General features: G+C 71.9%; 21 protein-coding genes. 10 read left to right on the top strand and 11 right to left on the bottom strand.

The annotated features are described in order from the left end of the window. Positions 1-10 precede the first annotated feature (10 nt). Complete coding sequence (locus BLT23_RS13555; protein ID WP_090049027.1) at positions 11-904, top strand: phosphotransferase family protein; 894 nt, start codon at positions 11-13, stop codon at positions 902-904. Here BLT23_RS13555 and BLT23_RS13560 read toward each other — a convergent pair. Next, positions 899-1,807 carry an RluA family pseudouridine synthase gene (locus BLT23_RS13560; protein ID WP_090049029.1) on the bottom strand — a complete coding sequence of 303 codons (909 nt, stop codon included), beginning with the start codon at positions 1,805-1,807 and terminating at the stop codon, positions 899-901. The two genes, BLT23_RS13555 and BLT23_RS13560, sit on opposite strands and share 6 nt — an antisense overlap. 93 nt (positions 1,808-1,900) lie before the next feature. Here BLT23_RS13560 and BLT23_RS13565 point away from each other — a divergent pair, with 93 nt between their 5' ends. Then, positions 1,901-2,764: an EamA family transporter gene (locus tag BLT23_RS13565; RefSeq protein WP_090049460.1), complete on the top strand. Its 864-nt coding sequence runs from the start codon at positions 1,901-1,903 to the stop codon at positions 2,762-2,764. Here the strand turns inward: BLT23_RS13565 and BLT23_RS13570 are convergent. Further along, positions 2,667-3,554: a LysR family transcriptional regulator gene (locus tag BLT23_RS13570; RefSeq protein ID WP_090049458.1), complete on the bottom strand. Its 888-nt coding sequence runs from the start codon at positions 3,552-3,554 to the stop codon at positions 2,667-2,669. The two genes, BLT23_RS13565 and BLT23_RS13570, sit on opposite strands and share 98 nt — an antisense overlap. A gap of 476 nt (positions 3,555-4,030) precedes the next feature. Then, positions 4,031-4,675, bottom strand: a complete 645-nt coding sequence (locus BLT23_RS13580; RefSeq protein WP_090049033.1) for a hypothetical protein — start codon at positions 4,673-4,675, stop codon at positions 4,031-4,033. A gap of 246 nt (positions 4,676-4,921) precedes the next feature. Between BLT23_RS13580 and BLT23_RS40695 the strand changes: the two genes are divergently transcribed. From BLT23_RS40695 to BLT23_RS13600, 4 genes are all read left to right on the top strand, one after another. Next, complete coding sequence (locus BLT23_RS40695) at positions 4,922-7,099, top strand: NHL repeat-containing protein (RefSeq protein ID WP_090049035.1); 2,178 nt, start codon at positions 4,922-4,924, stop codon at positions 7,097-7,099. Next, positions 7,096-8,076 carry an AAA family ATPase gene (locus tag BLT23_RS13590; RefSeq protein ID WP_090049036.1) on the top strand — a complete coding sequence of 327 codons (981 nt, stop codon included), beginning with the start codon at positions 7,096-7,098 and terminating at the stop codon, positions 8,074-8,076. The genes BLT23_RS40695 and BLT23_RS13590 overlap by 4 nt, the downstream gene beginning before the upstream one ends. Beyond that, a complete protein-coding gene (locus BLT23_RS13595; protein WP_245743931.1) occupies positions 8,073-9,179 on the top strand; it encodes a DUF58 domain-containing protein in 1,107 nt (368 codons plus the stop codon). The genes BLT23_RS13590 and BLT23_RS13595 overlap by 4 nt, the downstream gene beginning before the upstream one ends. Positions 9,180-9,297: 118 nt before the next feature. Next, positions 9,298-11,295, top strand: a complete 1,998-nt coding sequence (locus tag BLT23_RS13600) for a transglutaminase TgpA family protein (protein WP_090049038.1) — start codon at positions 9,298-9,300, stop codon at positions 11,293-11,295. Between the two features lie 317 nt (positions 11,296-11,612). Here the strand turns inward: BLT23_RS13600 and BLT23_RS13605 are convergent, their stop codons facing one another. From BLT23_RS13605 to BLT23_RS13615, 3 genes are all read right to left on the bottom strand, one after another. Next, complete coding sequence (locus BLT23_RS13605; protein ID WP_143035926.1) at positions 11,613-12,131, bottom strand: hypothetical protein; 519 nt, start codon at positions 12,129-12,131, stop codon at positions 11,613-11,615. Between the two features lie 52 nt (positions 12,132-12,183). Further along, entirely contained in the window at positions 12,184-13,788 is a 1,605-nt protein-coding gene (locus BLT23_RS13610; protein ID WP_090049043.1) for a serine/threonine-protein kinase, read from the bottom strand. Positions 13,789-13,862: 74 nt separating this feature from the next. After that, the gene (locus BLT23_RS13615; protein WP_090049045.1) at positions 13,863-14,486 is read right to left on the bottom strand and encodes a DUF4230 domain-containing protein; all 624 of its coding nucleotides are present in this window, start codon (positions 14,484-14,486) and stop codon (positions 13,863-13,865) included. A 129-nt stretch (positions 14,487-14,615) separates the two neighbouring features. On the opposite strand from BLT23_RS13615, the gene BLT23_RS13620 reads away from it, so the two are divergent. The 4 genes from BLT23_RS13620 to BLT23_RS13635 all read left to right on the top strand — a co-directional run bounded on the left by BLT23_RS13620 (position 14,616) and on the right by BLT23_RS13635 (position 16,884). Continuing rightward, entirely contained in the window at positions 14,616-15,503 is an 888-nt protein-coding gene (locus BLT23_RS13620; protein WP_245743932.1) for a proteasome assembly chaperone family protein, read from the top strand. 10 nt (positions 15,504-15,513) lie between these two features. Next, the gene (locus tag BLT23_RS13625; protein ID WP_090049047.1) at positions 15,514-15,873 is read left to right on the top strand and encodes an MmcQ/YjbR family DNA-binding protein; all 360 of its coding nucleotides are present in this window, start codon (positions 15,514-15,516) and stop codon (positions 15,871-15,873) included. Further along, a complete protein-coding gene (locus tag BLT23_RS13630) occupies positions 15,846-16,397 on the top strand; it encodes a YciI family protein (protein ID WP_342713658.1) in 552 nt (183 codons plus the stop codon). Before BLT23_RS13625 ends, BLT23_RS13630 begins: the two co-directional genes overlap by 28 nt. 124 nt (positions 16,398-16,521) lie before the next feature. Further along, the gene (locus BLT23_RS13635; protein WP_176946732.1) at positions 16,522-16,884 is read left to right on the top strand and encodes a hypothetical protein; all 363 of its coding nucleotides are present in this window, start codon (positions 16,522-16,524) and stop codon (positions 16,882-16,884) included. Here BLT23_RS13635 and BLT23_RS13640 read toward each other — a convergent pair. From BLT23_RS13640 to BLT23_RS13660, 5 genes are read right to left on the bottom strand one after another with little or no spacing between them, the layout of a single operon-like run. After that, complete coding sequence (locus tag BLT23_RS13640; RefSeq protein ID WP_090049050.1) at positions 16,844-18,028, bottom strand: MFS transporter; 1,185 nt, start codon at positions 18,026-18,028, stop codon at positions 16,844-16,846. The two genes, BLT23_RS13635 and BLT23_RS13640, sit on opposite strands and share 41 nt — an antisense overlap. Beyond that, positions 18,025-18,453 carry a MarR family winged helix-turn-helix transcriptional regulator gene (locus BLT23_RS13645; RefSeq protein ID WP_090049052.1) on the bottom strand — a complete coding sequence of 143 codons (429 nt, stop codon included), beginning with the start codon at positions 18,451-18,453 and terminating at the stop codon, positions 18,025-18,027. The genes BLT23_RS13640 and BLT23_RS13645 overlap by 4 nt, the downstream gene beginning before the upstream one ends. 38 nt (positions 18,454-18,491) lie before the next feature. After that, positions 18,492-18,947 (bottom strand): dihydrofolate reductase, encoded by a 456-nt coding sequence (locus tag BLT23_RS13650; RefSeq protein WP_090049054.1) that lies wholly within the window; start codon positions 18,945-18,947, stop codon positions 18,492-18,494. After that, positions 18,944-19,741, bottom strand: coding sequence for a thymidylate synthase (locus BLT23_RS13655; RefSeq protein WP_090049056.1), 798 nt, complete (start codon positions 19,739-19,741; stop codon positions 18,944-18,946). The genes BLT23_RS13650 and BLT23_RS13655 overlap by 4 nt, the downstream gene beginning before the upstream one ends. Before the next feature lie 32 nt (positions 19,742-19,773). Next, the gene (locus BLT23_RS13660) at positions 19,774-20,211 is read right to left on the bottom strand and encodes a MarR family winged helix-turn-helix transcriptional regulator (protein ID WP_090049059.1); all 438 of its coding nucleotides are present in this window, start codon (positions 20,209-20,211) and stop codon (positions 19,774-19,776) included. Positions 20,212-20,225: the final 14 nt, after the last annotated feature.

The following is a 20,225-nucleotide window of genomic DNA, read 5'->3' on the forward strand; positions in this document are numbered from 1 at the left end:
TACTGGAAGGGTGAAGCGCCTCCCCAGCAGTCAGCGCTCGAAGGTCTGGGCGGACGGCGGTCGCATCGTCAAGCAGGTCATCGGCGATGCGGCCGCTTTCTCCCGTGAGGTCACCGCGTTGCGGCTGGCCGCGCACACCGGTGTGGTCCCGCGTGTCCTCGACGTGGACGAGGACACGCGGACCGTGGTGCTCGAACGGCTCCGGTCCGATCCGCCGCGGGAGGACTGGGTGGTCGACTACGCCCGCGGCCTCGCCCGCTTGCACGCCGCGACCGGCCCGGAGCACGCGGGACTCCTGCCCCGCCAGGAGATCCCGGACCCCGCGCCGTTCCTGCGGTTCGCGCGGGCGCTCGGCGTCGAGATCGGCGGTGCCGAGGCCGAGCTGACCTTCGAGGACACCGGGAGGTTCGACCTGCTGCACGGCGACCCGTGCCCCGGCAACGACCTCTACACCGAGCGGGGCGCCCGGTTCATCGACCTGGAAGGCGCCGCGCTCGGCGACGGGCTGACGGAGCTCGTCTACCTCCGCATCGGCTTCCCGACCTGCGCGATCGTCACGGAGACACCGCGCGGGCTGCGAGAGGCCGCGGAGCAGGTCTACTTCGCCGAACGCGGCTTCACGGAAGGGCTGGAGGACGCCTGCGTGCGGTGGCTGGTGCAGGGCGACGCGCTGGTGCCGAGGTCGGAGCGGGACGGCACCGACCACCTCGCGAGGGTCCTCGACGAGGACTGGCGTTGGTACAGCGCCACCGCACGGGCCCGGCTGCTGTACCGGACGCGGGTGGTGGCGACGTTCACCGACACCCACCCGAGAACGAGCGCCCTGGCGCAGCGGTTGCACGAGCGGATGAGCAGGCTCTGGAAGGTGCGGCCGATCAACACCGTCCGCACCCACGTCTCATGACCAGGCGGACAGCTCCAGCCGCGAGGTGAACGACCGCTCCACTCCGGACACCGGGTCCACAAAGGACAACGTGCGGGCCAGCAGCTGCAACGGCGACGAGAAGTCGTCGAGCGGGCGTTCCCGCACCACGGGGTAGAAGTCGTCGTTCAAGATCGGCACGCCCAGCCCCGACATGTGCAGCCGCAGCTGGTGCGTCCGGCCGGTCAACGGCTTCAGCCGGTACCGGCCCAGGCCGTCGCGGTGCTCCACGAGGGACACGTGCGTCTCGGCGTTCGGTTCGCCGTCGACCTCGAACGCCGTGATGATCCCGCGTTCCTTCATGATCCGGGAACGCACCACGCGTGGCAGCTCCAGCGACGGGTCGTACGGCGCGACCGCCTCGTACTCCTTCGTGACCACCCGGTCGCGGAACATCGTCTGGTACTTGCCGCGCAGCTCCCGCCGCACCACGAACAGCACGAGTCCGGCGGTGACGCGGTCGAGGCGGTGAGCAGGGGACAAATCGGGCAAACCGAGCTGGTCGCGCAGCTTCACGAGTGCGGTTTGCATCACGTGCTGCCCCCGCGGGATGGTCGCGAGGAAGTGCGGCTTGTCGGCCACCACGATGTCGTCGTCCCGGTGGACCACGCCCACCTCGAACGGCACCTCCACCTCGACGGGCAGGTCCCGGTGGAACCAGATGTAGCTGTCCGGCACGAACGGCGCGTCGATGCCCAACGGGCCGGAGGTGCCCCAAATGCGCTGGTCACGCAGCATTTCGGCGATGCGTTCCGAAGCCACGCGCGGCAGGCGTTCCACCAGGTGGTCGCGCAGCAGCAGCCACGGGCCCTCGGCGGGCAGCTTCAACCGGGCCGCGTCCAGGCCGTTGCGCTGGGGGAGTGGGGAGGAGGGTTTGCGTCTCATCGCACCCGCCAGTCTAAATGTTCGGAAAATCCGAACGATATCGCTCGCAAACATGCGCTGTACCGAAGAGACCTGGTCAACAAGGCTGTGCGCATGCCCGTTTTCCTCGTTCTCGGTTCCGTCATCTCCCTGCAGGTCGGTGCGGCGTTCGCCAGCCGGCTCTTCGGGGAGATCGGCGCGCCGGGAGCCACGGCGTTAAGGCTCGGCATCGCGGCGTTGATGCTCGCGGTGGTGGCGCGGCCGAAGTTCCGGCCGGAGACGCTCGTGCTCGGCATGACGATGGCCGGGATGAACGGCACGTTCTACCTCGCACTCGACCGGATTCCGCTCGGTGTGGCCGTGACGATCGAGTTCCTCGGGCCGCTGGGGCTCGCGGCGGTGCTGAGCCGCCGGGCGCGGGACTTCGTCTGGGTCGCGCTGGCGCTCGCCGGCATCGGCGTCCTCGGCGTGCGGGAGTACACCGGCGCGGCGCTCGACCTCGTCGGCGTCGCCCTCGCGCTGATCGCCGCGGTGTTCTGGGCCTGCTACATCCTCGCCGGGCGCAAGATCGCCACGGCCGGGCTCGGCACCGGTGGGCTCGCGGGTGCCAGCCTGATCTCGGCGGCGCTCACCTTGCCGTACGGGTTGTCGACGGCGGGTGCCACGTTGTTCGAGCCGAAGATCCTGCTGCTCGGGGCGCTGGTCGCGCTGCTCGCGTCCGCGTTGCCCTACACGCTGGAGATCCGGGCACTCAAGTCGTTGCGCCCCAGCACGTTCGGCGTCGTGCTCGCGCTCGAACCGGCAGCGGCGGCGCTGGCGGGAGCGGTCCTGCTCGGCCAGCACCTGAGCGCGGTGTCGCTGCTCGGCGTGGCGCTGGTGATCACGGCCGGAGTTGGAGCGGCGCTACTGCCAGCGCGAGCGCCTCGCGAAACGCCCGCACGGCGGGATGAGGACCTCGTCCTGCCCGTGCCGCAGTGAACAGCAGCCGGGACATCGGCACCGGCAGCTCGTGCAGGTCGACGGTGACCTCGCGCTCGTACCAGACCAGGTCCGGGATGAGCCCGACCGCGAGGTCCCGTTCCACGAACCGCAGCTTCACCAGCACGTCGGTCGAGGAGAAGCGGATGTCCGGCTCGAAACCGTTGTGGCGGCACCAGTGCACGTTGAACGTGCGCTGCGGGTAGCCCGGCGGTTCCATGATCCACGGGTAGCCGGCGATCTCCTCGACCGGCAGGCCACGCGGGACGGCGAGCCGGATCGGGTCCCGGTGCAGCTCCCGGTAGTCGAGCGCGGCGAACCGCGCCTCCGGCTGGTCCGGCCACTCCTCGGCGAAGACGAGGTCGAAGTCCCTGGCGTTCAAGGCGGACAACGCCTCCGAGGGGTCGAGCACCTGGAACTCGATGCGCAGCGCCGGGTGTGCGTCGCGCATGCGGGCGAGGGTCGCCGGGATCAGTGCCAGCGCGGCGGTCTGGAACGTCGCGACCCGCAGCGTGCCGGTGACGTCGTGCAGCGACGAGGCGATCTCCGACTCCGCCCGCTCCAGCCGGGTGAGGACGTCCTCGGTGTGCCGCACCAGGATCTCGGCCTGCGGCGTCAGCCTCACCCGCCGCCCGACCGGTTCCAGCAGCGGCACGCCGACCTCGCTCTCCAGCAGGGACAGCTGCTGCGACACCGAGGACGGGCTGTAGTTCAACGCCTGCGCGACCGCCGCGAGCGTTCCCCGCTGGGAGAGCTCGCGCAGCAGGCGCAGCCGGTGGAGGTCGAACACCCCGGTCATTATCCGCTACGGCGCCGATACCGCCCCTGGGAAACGTGCTGCCTCGGCACGTCCGGGAAGCTCGGGATCGGGGATGGAGCACGCGAACGGGATCTCGTCACCCGGGAGGACCGCGCGTCGGACGAGGACGGCTACCTGGTCGAGGTCAGGCCGGGCGTGCGGAACTGCTGAGTCACGTCGTTCGGGCTGGTCACGCTCCCAGACGAGAAAGCCGCGACGTTCCGGGTTCGAACGTTCCGGTCCGGGGCGCCTTCGAACGTGACGCACCAGCGGACGGGGCAGGTCTGAGGGCCTGTCTGGCACACCACGCGCTCGCGGCGGCCATCAGCGCCGTGAGCGCGTAGGGCCAGGTCGTTCTCTCCGTGATCGCCAGGCCGGCGTTCGTGGCCGCCAGCAGGCCGAAGGTGGTGCAGAGCAGCCACCAGGTGAGCTGGTCCGCGCGCGCGTGAGCCGTCATGGCGGCGGGGTTACCCGTTTTCGACGACTGTCACACCTTCTTCTTCCTCTTTTTTCTCGCCGCGGCGGCGCATGAACGCGAAGCCGGGGATGCCGAGGATCGCCTGGCGCATGTCGTTGGTGACCTCGAGCAGCTGGTGCAGCTCGGGACCGACCTTGTCGAGGGTGGCGAGGATCGGCAGGATGTCGCTGGTCAGGTGCTCGGTGAGCACCGGCAGCTCGTCGATCAGCTTGATCGCCGCCTCGACCTCCTGCGGCGACAGCTCCTCCACGAACCGCTGCGCGAGCGGGTGGGCCCGCTGGGCGAGCGGCCCGTAGACGTCCATCAGCTCACCGGCGGACTGCGCGGTGCGGTCGGCCTTCGCGACGACCCGTGCGGCGCCCTCGGTGATGTCGGCGGCGCCCGCCGTGATCGCGCGGACCTCGTCCACGGCCTTCTCGGCGTCCGCCACCACGTTGCCGGTCCTGTCGACCAGGTCCTCGGCCTTCGCGACGACGCCGTCCACCGCGTCGATCGTGCCGTTGACCCTGCGGACGAGCTGCTCGACCTCGCCGATGAGGCTCAGCACGCGGCCGGGGACCGCCGCCGCGGCGGCCGTCGTCTCGATCGCGGCGCCGAGTGCCTGCCTGGCCAGTCCCATGCCGGGGATCTCCATGTTCCCCACTTTATTCAGGTGCGGCCCACCGCGCGGAGCAAGACTTGGACGTGTCGCGAGTGGGCTGTTCGGCGGAGCGCGCTGAGCGGATCGGGGCAGCGTCATCAAGGATCTGTGGATTGTCCGGCTGCCTCATAGGTTTTCCTGATGTCGGCCACCTGGCTGACCGGGCGAACCGGGAACCGTGCGCCGTCCGAAGCTGTCCTAGGCGGGGGTTAGCATCCCGGCGGCGAGGGAGGGGCGCTCATGACTTGGTGGCACCGGATCGGGCGAGTCGTCTCCGGGGGAGGACGGGAGTCGGCGAGCTTCGTCGCCGCTCTGCTCGGCGTGCTGGTGCTCGCGGGCGCCGCGCTCGGGCAGGGCATCTCCCGCACGTCGGTGGCGGTGTCGGACGGGCTCACCTGGCTGGGCGACGACCAGCGCGGTGAGGTCGTGCAGGTCAACCCGGTGTCCGGCAAGCCCCAGACGCGCCTGCAGATCAGCGGCCCCGACTCGCAGCTGGAGATCGCGCAGGAGGACGGCAGGCTGATCGTCCTGAACCGGCGCACCGGCGAGATCACCGTCATCGACCTCGCCACGCTGCTCGCGTCCGGCCGCCGCCAGGCGCCGCCCGGTGCGACGAGCAAGGTGCTGGTGTCCAACGGGATGGTGTTCGTCGTCGACCGCGCCGCCGGCACCGTGCACACCGCGGACCCGCTGACGCTGGCCGACATCGGGTCGGTGTGGGAGGCGGGGCAGCCCCTCGCCGACGCCGTCGTGGACGAGGGCGGCGTGCTGTGGCTGGTCGACCACGGCGGCACGCTGCGCTCGCTCGACTGGCTGGACGACGAGGAGCGGTTCCGCGAGCGCTCGCACCGGCAGGTCGAGGGAGCCGGGCCGCGCACCGTTCTCGTGCCGCACGACCAGGGCGTGACGCTGATCGGTCTCGACGGCGGTGTCGTGGTGCGCGACGGCACCGGCGCGGACGTGTCCAGGTCGACCGACCGCACCGACGCCGAGGTGATCGCCGCCCAGCGCGCGCCCACGGACCTGGTGCCCGCGTCGGTGCCGGACTCGTCGGTGGTCGTGCTCGTCGTCGACGGCCAGGTGCTCCGCGTCGACGTGACCGCGTACGGCTGCCCGAAACCGGGGCGGCCCGCGGTGTTCCGCGACAAGGTCTACGTGCCGTGCAAGGGCTCCGGCAAGGTCATCATCCTCGACCGCGGCGGCAAGCGCGGCGGCGACGACATCCGCACGTCCGGCGGGTCCGACCCGGAGCTGGTGTTCGACGACGGCCGGTTGTTCGTGAACGTGCCGGGCTCGTCGACGGGCGTGCTGGTCGACCCGGACGGCGCGACGCGCTCGCTCACGATCCGCAGCCCCGAGCTGCCGGTGAAGGACCCGGACCGCTCGCCGCCCCCGTCCGTGCCGCCGCCCCCGCCGCCGCCCCCGCCGCCGAACCCGAGCGAGCCGGTGAAGCCGCCGCGCTACCCGGGCAACACGAACAACGGCAACGGCTCGACGACGGAGGTCGCGCCTCCGACGACCACGGCGCCGCCGTCGTCGGCGTCCGGCGGTGCCGGTCCGGCCGCGCCCGCGGGCGTGACGGTGCGCGAGAAGTCCCGCAGCTCCTCCGCTCTGGTCGTGACGGTGAGCTGGACCGCGGCCGCGTCGGCCGACCCGGTCGTGGGCTACACGGTGACGGGTTCCGGCTCGTTCAGCGGCGGCACGGTCTCCGCCCAGGTCGCCGGCACGTCGTCCGAGCTCTCCATCCCCTGTGCGGGTTCGACGTTCTGCACGAGCGGCAGGCTGGACGTGACGGTGCGCGCGTCGACCGCCACGCAGGCCGGTGCGGCGGGCATGGCCGCGTTCACGGTGACCGCACCGGCCACCACGACCACGAAGCCCCCGAACACCCCGCAGCCCACCACGACCACGACGACCCCGCCGCCCACGACCACCACGACGACCCCGCCCTACACGCCGCCACCGACGACCACCACGACGCCGCCCCCGCCGTCGCTGCCGACCGCGGGCGCCACGGTGATCACCGGGGCCAGCGGCGGCCGTCTCATGCAGACGCGCACCCTGACGCTCGCGCCGCCCGCGGACTGGGCGACCCACAACGGCCGCTGCGAGCTGGTGAACAAGACGTACGGGTACGGCGAGCCCATCGCCTGCAACGCGACGACGGCGACGGTCTTCCTGGAGGAGGGCAGCAACTCGATCGTCGTGCGCGCCTTCGCGGCGAGCGGTGCCGGGCAGGTCGACTCGGCCGCGCGGGTGCTGAACTTCACCTACGACGAGTGCAACGGGAAGCCGAACTGCATCCCGAAGAGGATGCCCGCGTCGGTGGAGACCGCGCCGATGGGCGCGGGCGGGCTGGGCTTGCTGGTGTGCGCGTTCCTGCTGCGCATCGGTGTTCGGAGGGATGAGGACAAGTGATCGACACCGGTGAGGTCTCGGCGTTCCGCGACCTGCACACGCGGCTCGGCGACGCGGTGGAGGCCGCGGTGCGCGGCAAGCGCGACGTGGTCGACCTGGTGCTGGTGGCGATGTTCGCGGGCGGCCACGTGCTGCTCGAGGACGTGCCCGGCACCGGCAAGACGACGCTCGCGCGGGCCGTCGCCGGCGCGCTGGGCGGCATCTCCCGGCGCGTGCAGTTCACGCCGGACCTGCTGCCGTCCGACGTCACGGGCACGTCCGTCTACGACCCGCAGACCGGCCAGATCCGGTTCCGGCCGGGCCCGGTGTTCGCGAACATCGTGCTGGCCGACGAGATCAACCGCGCCGCGGCGAAGACGCAGTCCGCGCTGCTGGAGGTCATGGAGGAGCGGACCGTCACGATCGACGGCGTCGGCCACGCGGTGCCCGACCCGTTCCTGGTGGTGGCGACGCAGAACCCGATCGACCTCGACGGCACGTACCGGCTGCCGGAGGCGCAGCTCGACCGGTTCATGATCCGCACGTCGATCGGCTACCCGTCCGCCGAGGACGAGCTCGACGTGCTGCGGCCCGGCAGCGGCGCGGGCAAGATCGCCGACGTGCGCACGGTGACGTCGCCGCGCGAGGTCAGCTCGTTCGGCGAACGGCTGGCGCAGCTGCACGTCGCCGACCCGATCCTGCACTACATCTCCGCCCTGGGCACGGGCACCCGCACCGACGACCGGCTGCGCCTGGGCACGTCGACCCGCGGCCTGCGGACGCTGGTCCGCTGCGCCCAGGTGTACGCGGCGTCGAAGGGCAGGCACTTCGTGGTGCCGCAGGACGTCCAGGACATCGCCGACCCGGTGCTGGCGCACCGCCTGGTGCTCACCAGGGAGAGCGTGCTGGCGGGGGTGACGACGTCCGAGGTGCTGGCCGACGTGCTCTCGCGCGTGCCGGTGCCCAAGCCGGCGGCACCCAGCTCCACGGCACCATGAGACTCACCCTGCGCGGCACCGGTGCGGCGGTGCTGGGCCTGCTGATGCTCGGCGTGGGCCTGTGGTGGCGCTATGCGGGAATGGCCGCGTTCGGCCTCGCGCTCACGGCGCTGGTGGTCGCCTCGGCCGTCTCGGTCCTGGTCGCCTCACCGCTGTCGGTGTCGCGCACCGTCCGCCCGCGCACCGTGCCGCGGCTCGCCCGGTGCAGCGGACGCCTGGAGCTGTCGGCCACCGGCCGCTGGCCCGTGGCGCTCGACGCGGTGGACATGGTCGCGGGCACGCCCATGTCCGTGGACGTGCCGCTGCTCAAGCCGGGCACGGTCGAGGCGGTCGACTACGCCATCCCGACCGAACGCCGCGGCGTCTTCGACGTGGGCCCGCTGACGTTGCGCCGCAAAGGAGTCGCGGGCCTGGCCCAGGCGCGGACGGTGCTCGGTGAGGTCGTGCGGGTGCGCGTCGTACCGCGCGTGCTGCCGGTGCGCGGCCTGCCTTCCGGCGCCCGCCGTGGCCAGGTCGGCGCCGACGAACGCGTGGAACGCGGCGGCACGGACCTGGTGGGCCTGCGCGAGTACGTGCCGGGCGACGACCTGAGGCGCCTGCACTGGGCGACGTCCGCGCGCACCGGCACGCTGATGATCCGCGAGGACGCCGACCCGGCCCGCCCGCACCTCGCCGTCCTGCTGGACGACACCCGTTCGTCCTATTCGGACGGACAACGCTTCGAGGAGGCCGTCGAGGTGGCCGCGTCCCTGGTCACCGCGGCGCTGGAACAGGGCCACCCGGTGCGGCTGCTGACGTCGTCCGGCGGCACCGACCTGGAGGAGAACCAGGACTCCGCCCCGATCCTCGCGGCACTGGCCGACCTGGAGCTGCGGGACACCGACGGCCGCCCCACCGTGCCGGTGCGCGACTTGGACGTGGTGGCCGTGGTGAGCGGCACGGCGGTCCCCGCTCTGCTGCTGGAGGCGGGGCGCGCCGCGTTCGGCGTTCTGCTGGTGGTGGACGAGAAGCGCCCGGCAGGCGCGGCCGGGTCGGTGCTGGTGCTCAGCGGGACCAGGGCGGAGGACCTGGTGGACTCGTGGAACGCGGTGGTGGCGCGATGAGGCTGACGCGGATGGCGCCGGGGCGCGGTGGTGCGGCGGTGGTGGCGCCGAGTCGCGGTGCCGCGGCTCTGCGGACGCGCGCCGGCTCCGAGGCGGGCTCTCACCGGGAGGCGGGCCCGTGCTGAAGTACGCGTGGGTCTGCGCCCTCCTCCTCGTCGCCTCCCTCCAGCTGGCCCAAGCCTGGGACGGCGCGACCGTCTACTTCGGACTCGCGGCCCTCACCGGGTTCCTGGCCCTGTCGCTCACCCGGCTCGTCCCGGCGGGCCTGGCCGGGCTCGCGGTCATGGTGCTCGCCATGACGGGCGGGTTCTTCGCGGCCAAGGGCGCGTCTCCCGAGCGAGATCCGGCCTGGGTCCTGCTGGACACCGTGCCGCGCCTGCTCACCGCCGCCCGCCCGGCCCCGGCGACGCCCGAGCTGCTCGTGTCCGGCCTGCTGCTGATCATCGGTGTCTCGACGGCGACGGTGCTGTCGGTGACCAAGCGCGGCACGGCGTTGTTCGTGCCGGCGCTCGGCGTGGCCGTGCTGTACGTGTCGGCGGCGTTGCTGACGACGGGCCGTGCGGACCGGTACGGGCTGGTCGCGCTGGCGCTCGTCGTCCTGCTGTCGCTGGGCTGGGTGATCATCGACCGGCGCGGGCCCGTCGTGCCGCCCGCGGTGCTCGCGACGGCGTTGGCGGCGTTGACGTTGCTGACGTTCGTCCTGCCCACCAACGGTTTCGAGCCCCGCAAGCTCGTCAAGCCGCCGGTCACCAACATCGCGATCACGAACCCGTTGCCGCAGCTCGCCTCGTGGGCGGCGCAGGGGGACGCGGAGCTGTTCCGGATGCGCGGCCCCGAGGTCCCGGTGCGCCTGGTCACGCTCAGCCGCTACACCGGCGCGTCCTGGGAGGCCGCCGCGACCTACGGGCCGCTCGGCGTCGTCGACCCGCCGGACCTGCCGATTGGAGGGAAGTTCCGGGACGCGAGCGCCGACCTGCGGATCACGGGGTTGCAGGGGGAGTGGCTGCCCGGTGTCGGCAAGCCGCAGGCGGTGTCGCTCAGCAACGCCATGGTCGACCCGGACAGCGGGTCGCTGGTGCTGGCGGAGGGACTCCGGACCGGCCTGAGCTACACGGTCCGCGGGGTCGTGGAGACGCCCGCCGACGCCGATCTCGCCGAGGCCCAGGTCCCGGCGAACGCGACCAGGTACACGGCGTTGCCGCGGTTGCCCTTCACCCTGGCCGAGTACGCGCGGCAGGCGACGGTCAACACGCGCACGGCGTACGAGAAAGCCGTTGCGCTGGAACAGGTCGTGCGTCTCAACAGGCGCCCGGACGCCGAGGCGCCGGTCGGGTCGTCGTACGCGCGGCTGGAGACGTTCCTGTTCGGCGCGGAAGGCGAGTCCGGGGCCGGAGCGGGCACCGCGGAGCAGTTCGCGTCGGCTTTCGCTGTCCTGGCACGGGCGGTCGGGTTGCCGACGCGCGTGGTCGTCGGGTTCCAGCCGGTGCCGGAGCAGGACGGCGAACGGATCGTGCGCGCCGCCGACGCCACCGCCTGGCCGGAGGTGTACTTCAGCGGCTGGGGCTGGGTGCCGTTCGACCCGGTGTCGGGCAACGACAGCGGGCCCAGCGCCGCGTCCAAACGCGAGGTGCTGAACCGGCTCGCGTCCACCACGGCGAAGCCCACGCCGACCACGCTCGCGTCGGTGCCGCCGCTGGTGCAGCCGTCGGCCGTGCGACCGGATGCGGCGGCGCCCGCAGAGCCGGGGAGCTTCCCGCTCTGGGTGTTCTCGCCCGTGCTGGTGCTGCTCGTCCTCTACGTGGCGCGGACGTCACGCCGCCTGCGGCTGCGGGCAGCCGGACCGGTGGGAGCGTGGAACGAGGTGCTCGACTCGCTGCAGCTCGCCGGTCTCAGGCCGCGGCCCAGCCGCACCGTGCCGGACGTCGGCCGCGACTGGGGCGACGCCGGGCAGCGGCTCGCCGTGCTCGTCGACGAGGCGGCCTTCGGACCCCGGCCGGTGCGGCGGGACGACAGCTGGCAGCTCGCCCGCCAGGTGGGCAAGGCGGTGCGGCACAAGGCTTCCTGGTGGCGCCGCCTGGTGTGGGCGGTCGACCCGAGGCCGTTGTTCCGCCGCTGACCGCTGCGCCAGCTGCCCTGGCCCGCCGCTGAGCGCCGCGCCACATGCCCTGGCCCGCCGCTCCCTTTCCCACCCGCCCGCGCGTCATCCACCAGTGTTCACCGCTGCCTCCGCGTGACGTGGCTATAGGACGCGGGGGCCCCGCGTTCGAGCAGAAGGTACGCGGGGCCCCCGCGTACCCGGCGGGAAACACGAAAGAGAGTCGCGAGCGGGTGGGGCGTTACGGACAGCGCTGTTTCTGGGAGCGTGCTTGGACGGAACCGCGGCTGGTGGTACGGCACGGAACGAACCGCACCGGGGTCAGCGCGCCATCGGGGTCAGCGCACCACCTGGGCGGCGATGCAGTTGCGGCCCGGCACCTTCAGCAGCGCGTCGCACAACCCCGGCGCCACCACCGACGGGAACGGCCCGACCCAGATGAACTGGGCGAACCGGGTGTCGTCGGGGACGATGGCGGTGCAGACGTCGTCCCGCCTGCTCAGGAACGCGCTCTGGTCGCGCAGCGCGGGGTTCGCGGCGGAGCGGTACCGCACCCACAGCGCCTCGTAGTCCAGCAGCACCTTGACCTCCTCCGCCGACATCGCCCCCTCCAGCGAGTGCAGGACGAGGACGGACGAGCCGGGGTCGCACGGCATGTCGCTGTACTCCAGCTGGACGGGCTCGTTGCGCGGTGTGGCCGCTGTGTCCGTGCCCCGGGGTGTCGGGGAGTCGAAGCCACCCCCGATCAGCAGCCCGATCCCGATCCCGATGACGAGCGGAACGGCTGCCAGCGCGACTGTTCGGCGGTTGTGTCCACGGGCGAACAACGGAGGGCCGGCGTAACGAGCGCTTTGCACGCCGGGGACCGTACGCCAGTCCGTGCACGCGCAACAACGGGGTCTCGAAACGTCAGTTCTTGGTGGCGCAGACTTTCGCGGAGCTGCCGCGCTCCCCGCTGTAACCGAACGCCGCGATCTGGAAGCACCTTCGCGCGCCGCCGCCGTCGTCGATCACGTACTGCGTGCCGCCACCGGTCACCCTGGTCACCGCGACCGGTTTCTCGCCGGTCACGTCGATGACGACGAACTCGGCCCCGCCGTCGCTCGGGTCGCTCCACTCCAGCTCGATCGTCTTCCCGCGGTACTCCGCGCGTTTGAGCACCGGCATGAACCTCGGGTCGCTGTTCGGCGGCGGTCCCGCGTCGGCGGTCTCCGAGGTCGGCACGGGCAGTGTCGTGGTGGTGGTGACGGGCGGCTGCGCCTGCTGACGGTCGTCCGGGCGGGCGAGGAGCAGGCTGACCACGACACCGGCGGTCACCGCGGCGACGCCCAGCAGCGCGAGCAGCCCGCCGCGCCTGGCCTTGCGCACCGGTGCCGTCATCGGCTCCGGCGGCGGCAGGCCGACGGTCGGCAGCACCGCGACCGGAGGAGGTGCGGGCGGCGCGGCCGGGAGGTCGTGCCGCCGGTAGGTCAGGTCCTCCAGCCGGCTTTGCCAGGAGTCGTCGGGCTCGGGTTCCGGGGCGGGTTCGGGCTCCGGTTCGGGAACGTACCCGCGCGGGCCGAAGCCGGGCGCCTCCGTGGGGCCCTCGGGGAAGAACTCCACGCGCTCGCCGAGCATCGCCGTCGAGTCGGGGTCCACAACGGACACCGCGGCACCGGATCGCACCGCCATCAGCGCGTCGCGCAGCTCCAGCGCCGAGCTGTAGCGGTCGGCGCGGTCCTTGCGCAGACAGCGGTTGAGGACGGCGACGAGCGACGCGGGCACGTCGAACCGGGTCAGCGGACGGGGTTCCGCGGTGCTCACCCTGCCGACGTACGACAGCAGCGTGTCCTCGTCGGGGTTGTCGGAGGCGAACGGGGGTTTGCCCTCCAGCAACATGAACAGCGTCGAGCCCAGCGACCAGATGTCGTCGGCGAACGACGGCGTGGCGCCCTCGATCATCTGCGGCGCGGCGTGCCGGTAGCTGACCATCTGCAGCGACGCGGAGTGGCCCGCGTCGGCGCCGCGCGCGATGCCGAAGTCGGCCAGCACGTAGGAAGTCGGCAGCACCAGGACGTTCTGCGGCTTCACGTCGCGGTGCAGGATGCCCTGGCCGTGCGCGAACGCCAGCGCGTCCGCCACCGCGATGCCCGCGGACACGACGTCCTGCACGGGCAACGGACCCAGGGCGCGCAGCCGGTCGTGCAGCGAGCCGCGTTCGTGGAACTCCATGACGATGCACGGACGGCCGTCGGGCAGCGTGCCGGTGTCGAGGACCGTGACGATGTGCGGGTGCTGGCGGCCGAGCTCGACGGTGATCGCCAGCTCGCGGCGGAACCTCGCCACCGTGGCCGGGTCGGTCACCTGCAACACCTTGACGGCGACGTCGCGGCCCAGACCGTCCTGGCGGGCCCGGTAGATCGTGCCCTCGCCGCCCTGGGCGATCACGCGGAAACCGCTGTAGCCGGGCAGCGCGATCTCGGGTGCCCGCCCGGCGCCCGGAGCGGGCGCCCACGCCATCAGATCGTCTTCCACCGGCGGATCCTATCCCGGAGAGGTCGTGTCACCGCCTGACGTTCGCGGCGAGGGCCCCGTCCGGTTCGCGCGAGTCAGTCGCCGGTCACCTTCACCTGGAACCCCAACGACTGCAGCATCCCCGTCAGCATCACGCGGGTGTTGTCCTCCGCGCGCTCGAGCAGCTCCGACGACTTCGCCGCCTCCGCCAGCTTCGCCTCCGCCGCGACGTAGAACCGTTGCTGGTCAGGGGCTCCGCCCAGCGCCTGCAGGTCGTTGATCAGGCCGCGTTCCTGGCTGAAGACGTAAGACCTGTCGTGGTGCAGGTTCGGCCTGTCCAGCCGCGGCTGCGGCAACCGGATCTCGACGGACTTGCCGTCCGGTGACACGATGAGACCGTCGTCCTGCAGACTCCCGAGGTCGACGTAGGCGTTGACGGATCCGGCCGCGACGAACAACGTCCGTTCGCCGGCCAGTGCCGCGGGCACCCACTTCACGTCGTTCTCGATGTCGAGCACGACCTGGAACTCGCCCGCGGCGGCGTGGAACTGGCTGAGGTCGCGCACCGACTTCAGCACCGCGGGCTGGCTGCGGTCGATCGTCTCCTCTTCGCCGGCCGAGCCGAACGGCTTGAGCTGCCCGAAGGCGAACACGGCCGCGCCGAGCACGACGAGAACGGCCGCGACCAGAGCTCCACGCGTGATCCAGCGCCTGTACACCGCGTGGGAGTACCCGTGGGGTGATGCGCGCACACGGTCCGTATGGGCTAATCGACCCGTGCGGAATCAGTTCCGTGTCCACATGGTTGGCTTGGACAAGACAGGAACGATTGCTTCAGGAGGCGTGCGGTGGACCCGGAGAACCTGTACGAGGTGGACTCGGAGGTGCCGGACCTGACGGGCACGGTGCTGCTGCACCACTTCGACGGTTTCATGGACGCGGGAGCGGCGGGACGGCTGCTCGCCGAGCACCTGCTGGAGACCCTGGAGAGCCGCGTCATCGCCCGCTTCGACGTGGACGGCCTGATCGACTACCGGTCCCGCAGGCCGCTGATGACCTACGCGACCGACCACTGGGAGGACTACGCCGCCCCGGAGCTGGTCGTGCACCTGCTGTGGGACAGCGCGGGCCACCCGTTCCTGCTGCTCAAGGGTCCCGAGCCGGACCGCTCGTGGGAGGCGTTCATCGTCGCGGTGCGCGAGCTGGTCGACCGCTGGGGCGTGCGCCTCACGCTGGGCTTCCACGGCATCCCGATGGGCGTGCCGCACACCCGGCCGCTCAACGTGATCGGCCACGCGACCCGTCCCGAGCTCGTCTCGGAGTACCAGCCGTTCTTCAACCGCGTGCAGGTGCCCGGCAACGTGGCGGGCCTGCTGGAGCTGCGCCTCGGCCAGGCGGGCCACGACGCGATGGGCTTCGCCGCCCAGGTGCCGCACTACCTCGCCCAGTCGCAGTACCCGACGGCCGCCGTGACGCTGCTCGACGCCGTCGCCCGCGCCACGGGCCTCGCCCTGCCGATCGGGTCCCTGATCGACGCCGCCCAGACCGCCGACGCGGAGATCCACCGCCAGGTCGCGGAGTCGGAGGAGGTCGCCCAGGTGGTGGAAGCGCTCGAGCGGCAGTACGACGCCTTCATCCAGACTGTGGGGACGACCGACATCCCCAGCGCGGACGAACTGGGCGCCGAGTTCGAACGGTTCCTGGCCGAGCAGCAGCGTCCGCCGGACCACCTGTAGGAGCTTCGCGATGGCCACCTGGGACGACGTGCACAGGATCGCCACCTCCATGCCCGACGTGACGGAACGGGTGCGCGAGGGCGTCGTCGACTGGCGGGTCAAGGAGAAGCTCTTCGTCTGGGAACGGCCGCTGCGAGGGACCGACCTCGCGGCACTGGGCCCCACCGCGCCGTCCGGCCCGATCCTGGCGGCGCGGGTGCCGGACCTGGGGGCCAAGGAGGCGCTGCTCGCCTCGGACGGGTCCGTCTACTTCACGACGCCGCACTTCCACGGGTACCCGGCGGTGCTCGTGCGGCTGGAGCACATCGCGGTGGGGGAGCTGGAGGAGCTGATCGTGGAGGCGTGGCACGCACGGGCGCGGCGCCGGTAGCCGTGGAGTTCCTCTGCCACCACCGGGACCGGCCGGGGTCGATGCCGCTGCGGCAGCGGTTGCTCGAAGAGCACTGGTCCTACATGGACCGCTTCGAGCTGATCGCCCGCGGCCCGACGTTCTCCGGCGGCGTGCTCACCGGCAGCGTCCACGTCGTGGACGTGCCCAGTGCGGCGGCGGCGCGGGCGTTCGCCTTCGACGAGCCGTGCTACCAGGCCGGTGCCTACCGGGACGTCCTGCTGCGCCGGTGGCGCAACGTGCTCGGGCGGACGATGTGGGACTTTCCCGGCGGTCGTGAAGGTGGTGGGCACCTCGTGCTCGGGTTCGGGGAGGGAGAGCCTGCGGATCTGGTGCCGCGCCGGGTGGACGAGTTGGTCGCGTATGGGCCGCTGCTGTCTGACGACGGTGTGGCGTGGCTTGGGACGGCGGCGTTGGTGCGGTCGGATGACCCGGGTGGCGTGCTGACAGCCGGGCGGTATGACGCTGTTGAGGTGTACGAGTGGGAGTTCGGGGGGCGTCGGTGACCTCGCCGGTTGAGTCGGTGGTCTCGTCTCGCCCACTGCCTCGCCGGGCCGGGGTGTTCATCGCCGCTGCGCGACGATCGCGATTGGTGCTTGACGGGACGTCGACAAGCACGCGATGGAGAACATGTGGATCCTCGGGACCGCGGAGGGCGAGTCGCCATCGGTGGCGGACGTCGTCGCCGCGTTCGAGGAGACCGCGCGCCTGCTGAGTGCCCGTGTGGCGGCGATGGGCAGGACCGCTGTGTTCTACGTCTGGTACGACGCGCAGGCGCTGCAGTTGCGGTGCTCGACTGCCTCGGTGACGAGGCGGACGCTGCCGTTCGGGGCGAAGGTCGATCCGGACGCGCCGCTTGCCGGGATCGTCGAGAACTACCTCTCCGGCTTCTGGCCGGAGACCGACGAGGGGTTCGTCCTCCCCGTGTGGTCGGTGGACCTCGGCTTACTGGTTACTCCCGTGGTCGGCTCAGCGACCTGTCGAACACGTTGACCAGCAGGAACACCACGCTCGCCCCGAGCAGCACCGCGGTGAGCTCCCGCAGCCCGTCGGTGTCGACCCGGTCGCCGAACACCACCCCTTGCACGGCGCCCACCGCGATCGCGCCGACGTAGAGGAACGTGCGCATCATGCCCGTCGAGCCGGCGACGCGTGCCGGGTCGGCCTGGCGGTAGACGGCGTGCTGCAACGCCAGGTTGACGAGGCCCTGCGGCACACCGCTGACCAGCGTGACCAGCAGGATCAGCCACAGCGGGCTGGCCGGGGTCAGGGTGAGCATCAGCAGGCAGACGACCACCTGCCCGGCGGAGCCCAGGACGAGGTGGGCGCGCAACGCCTCGCTGCGCCCGGACACCGCCGCGACCACGATGGCGGTGGCGAACAGGGGTAACAGGACGAGGCCCGACTCACCGGCGGAGAACCCCCTGCCCGCTTGCAGCCACTGCGTGAACCCGTAGATGAACCCGTACGCGACGACGCTCGACAGCATCGCGCGGAAGTACGTGACCAGCAGCGGGGCGTTCAGGCCGCTCAGGGTGAACGACCGGGTGCGTTGCGGGCGGCGCGGGGCGCGGTCGCGCGGGAAGTGGCGCCAGCCCAGCACGAACGCCGCGAGCGCCAGCGGGACGTTGATCGCGAGGGTGGTGCGCCAGCCGCCGAGGTCGATCAGGACGCCGCCGAGCGGCGGGCCGATCACCGCCGTGGTCTGGGTGGCGACGGCGAGGATCGTGAGGACGCCGCCGGGACTGTCCTCGCCGGTGCGGTCGGCCTCGTCGCGCAGCAGGCGCATCGCGGCGGGGTAGCCGGCGCAGGTGCCGAGGCCGAGCAGCACGCGGGCCACCACGAGGACGGCGAGGTTCGGGGCGACGGTGCCCAGTGCGCCCGCGACGCCGACCAGTGCCGTCGCGGGCAGGAACAGCCTGCGGGGGCCGTAGCGGTCGATCAGCAGGCCCGCCACCGGCTGGCCGATCGCCGTCGAGACGTAGAGCGACGTCACGAGCCACGCGACGGCGGACGGCGGCTCGCCGAGCGCGAGGCCGATCGGCACCAGCGCGACGGACAGGATCGTCGTGTTGACCGGGTTCAGGACCGCGCCCGCCACCAGCGGGGTGATCAGGCGGCGGTCGAACCCGCTCATTCGTCCACCACGCGCTCCAGCAGCGTGACGGCCTCGGCGATCACTCGCCGCTCGGAGTCGGTGAAGCGGTGGGCGAGGGTCTCGGTGAGCCAGCCGAGCCGGTGGTCCCGCGCGCCCCTGGCGGCGGCCTGGCCCGCCTCGGTGAGGCTGATCAGGGTGCGCCGCCCGTCGTCAGGGTCGGGCGAGCGCCGGATGAGGCCCTGCTCGTGCAGGGCGGCGAGCGTCTTCGCCATGGACTGCGGCTTGACGTTCTCCGCGCCCGCCAGCCTGCTCGCGGTCGACGGCTCGCCCAGCACCAGCAGCCGGGCCAGCGCCGACGCCTGCGGGGCGGTCAGGTCCCGCACCGACGACTCGTTCTGCAGCCTGCGCCGCAGCCGCTGGGTGACCACGCGCAGCCGCTGGTTCAGCTCGGCCGGATCCGTCATGAAAGCCAGCCTAAACTGAACAGCCTGGGCTGGCTATATCAGTAGCGGACGAACCGGTAGTGCAGCCCGCTGCTCGACTCCCGCCACTTGCCGACGCTGACCGGTTCACGGCCGACCGGAGGCGCGTAGGTGTCGCCCTCGAACTCCTCGCGGATCTCGGTGACCTCGACGCGGTCGGCGAACGGCAGCGCCGCCGCGTAGACGGCCGAACCGCCCATCACCCACACGTCGCCGGTGACGTCCGCGAGCGCCTTCTCCAGCGAGTCGAACGTCTCCACGCCTTCCTGCGGCGTGCGCGACAGCACTAGGTTGCGCCGGCCCGGCAACGGGCGGAAGCGCGGCGGCAGCGACTCCCACGTGCGGCGGCCCATGAGGACGGCCGCGCCCGCCGTCGTCTCACGGAAGTGCTTCATGTCCTCGGGGACGTGCCACGGGATGGCGTTGTCGCGGCCGATCACGCCGTTGGCCGCCTGGGCCCAGATCAGGCCGATCACACCGCCACCGGCGCCTTGATGCCGGGGTGCGGGTCGTAGCCGACGACCTCGAAGTCCTCGTAGCGGTAGTCGAACAGGCTGGGTGCCTGGGCGAGCTTCAGCGTGGGGAACTCGCGGGCGTCCCTGCTGAGCTGCAGCTCGACCTGCTCCAGGTGGTTGTCGTAGATGTGGCAGTCGCCGCCGGTCCAGATGAAGTCACCGACGCCGAGCCCGGTCTGCGCGGCGATCATGTGCGTGAGCAGGGCGTAGGAGGCGATGTTGAACGGCACGCCCAGGAACAGGTCGGCGCTGCGCTGGTAGAGCTGGCACGACAGCTTGCCGTCGGCCACGTAGAACTGGAAGAACGCGTGGCACGGCGGGAGCGCCATCTGCGGGATCTCGCCGACGTTCCAGGCGGAGACGATGATGCGGCGCGAGTCCGGGTTCGTCCGCAGCGTCTCCAGGACCTGCGCGATCTGGTCGACGTGCCCGCCGTCCGGGGTCGGCCACGAACGCCACTGCACGCCGTAGACGGGGCCGAGCTCACCCTCGGGGGAGGCCCACTCGTCCCAGATGGACACTCCGTGCTCCCGCAGCCACCGCACGTTCGAGTCGCCGCGCAGGAACCACAGCAGCTCGTACGCGATCGACTTGAAGTGCACCTTCTTCGTCGTGACCAGCGGGAAGCCGGCGGCGAGGGGGTAGCGCAGCTGGTGGCCGAAGATCGACCGGGTGCCGGTGCCGGTGCGGTCCTGCTTGCGCACACCTTCCTTCAGGACGTGGCGGAGCAGGTCTTCGTACTGCGTGTCGGGCATGGGACGCACCTTAGTCCGAACGAGTGGTGCGGCTACAGCCTGGCGAGCGCGTCGACGAGCGGCTTGAGCTCGGGCACTCCGGCCGCCTCCTCCAGCGACGCGGCGAGCACCTCGTCGTGCGTGGGACGGGCGGCGGCGAGCAGCGCGTGGCCCTGCTCGGTGACCTCGGTGTAGATGCCGCGCCGGTCGGTGGGGCAGAGGTAGCGCGCCAGCAGGCCGCGGTCCTCCAGCCGGGTGACGAGCCGCGTCGTGGCCGACTGGCTGAGCACGACCGCGTTGGAGAGCTGGTTCATCCGAAGGTGGAAACCGTCCTGACGGTTGAGGACGTCGAGAACGGTGTACTCGCTGACCGACAGCTGGTGGGCCTTCTGCAGCGCTCGTTCGAGGCGGTCCTCGATGCGCGCGTGCAGTGCCGCGAGCGTGCGCCAGCCCTGCGCGCGCGTCTGGACGGCGTCGTCGTCCAGTGACATGGCTCAACCCTCCT

This window comes from Lentzea fradiae, from assembly GCF_900100955.1.
GTDB lineage: Bacteria > Actinomycetota > Actinomycetes > Mycobacteriales > Pseudonocardiaceae > Lentzea > Lentzea fradiae.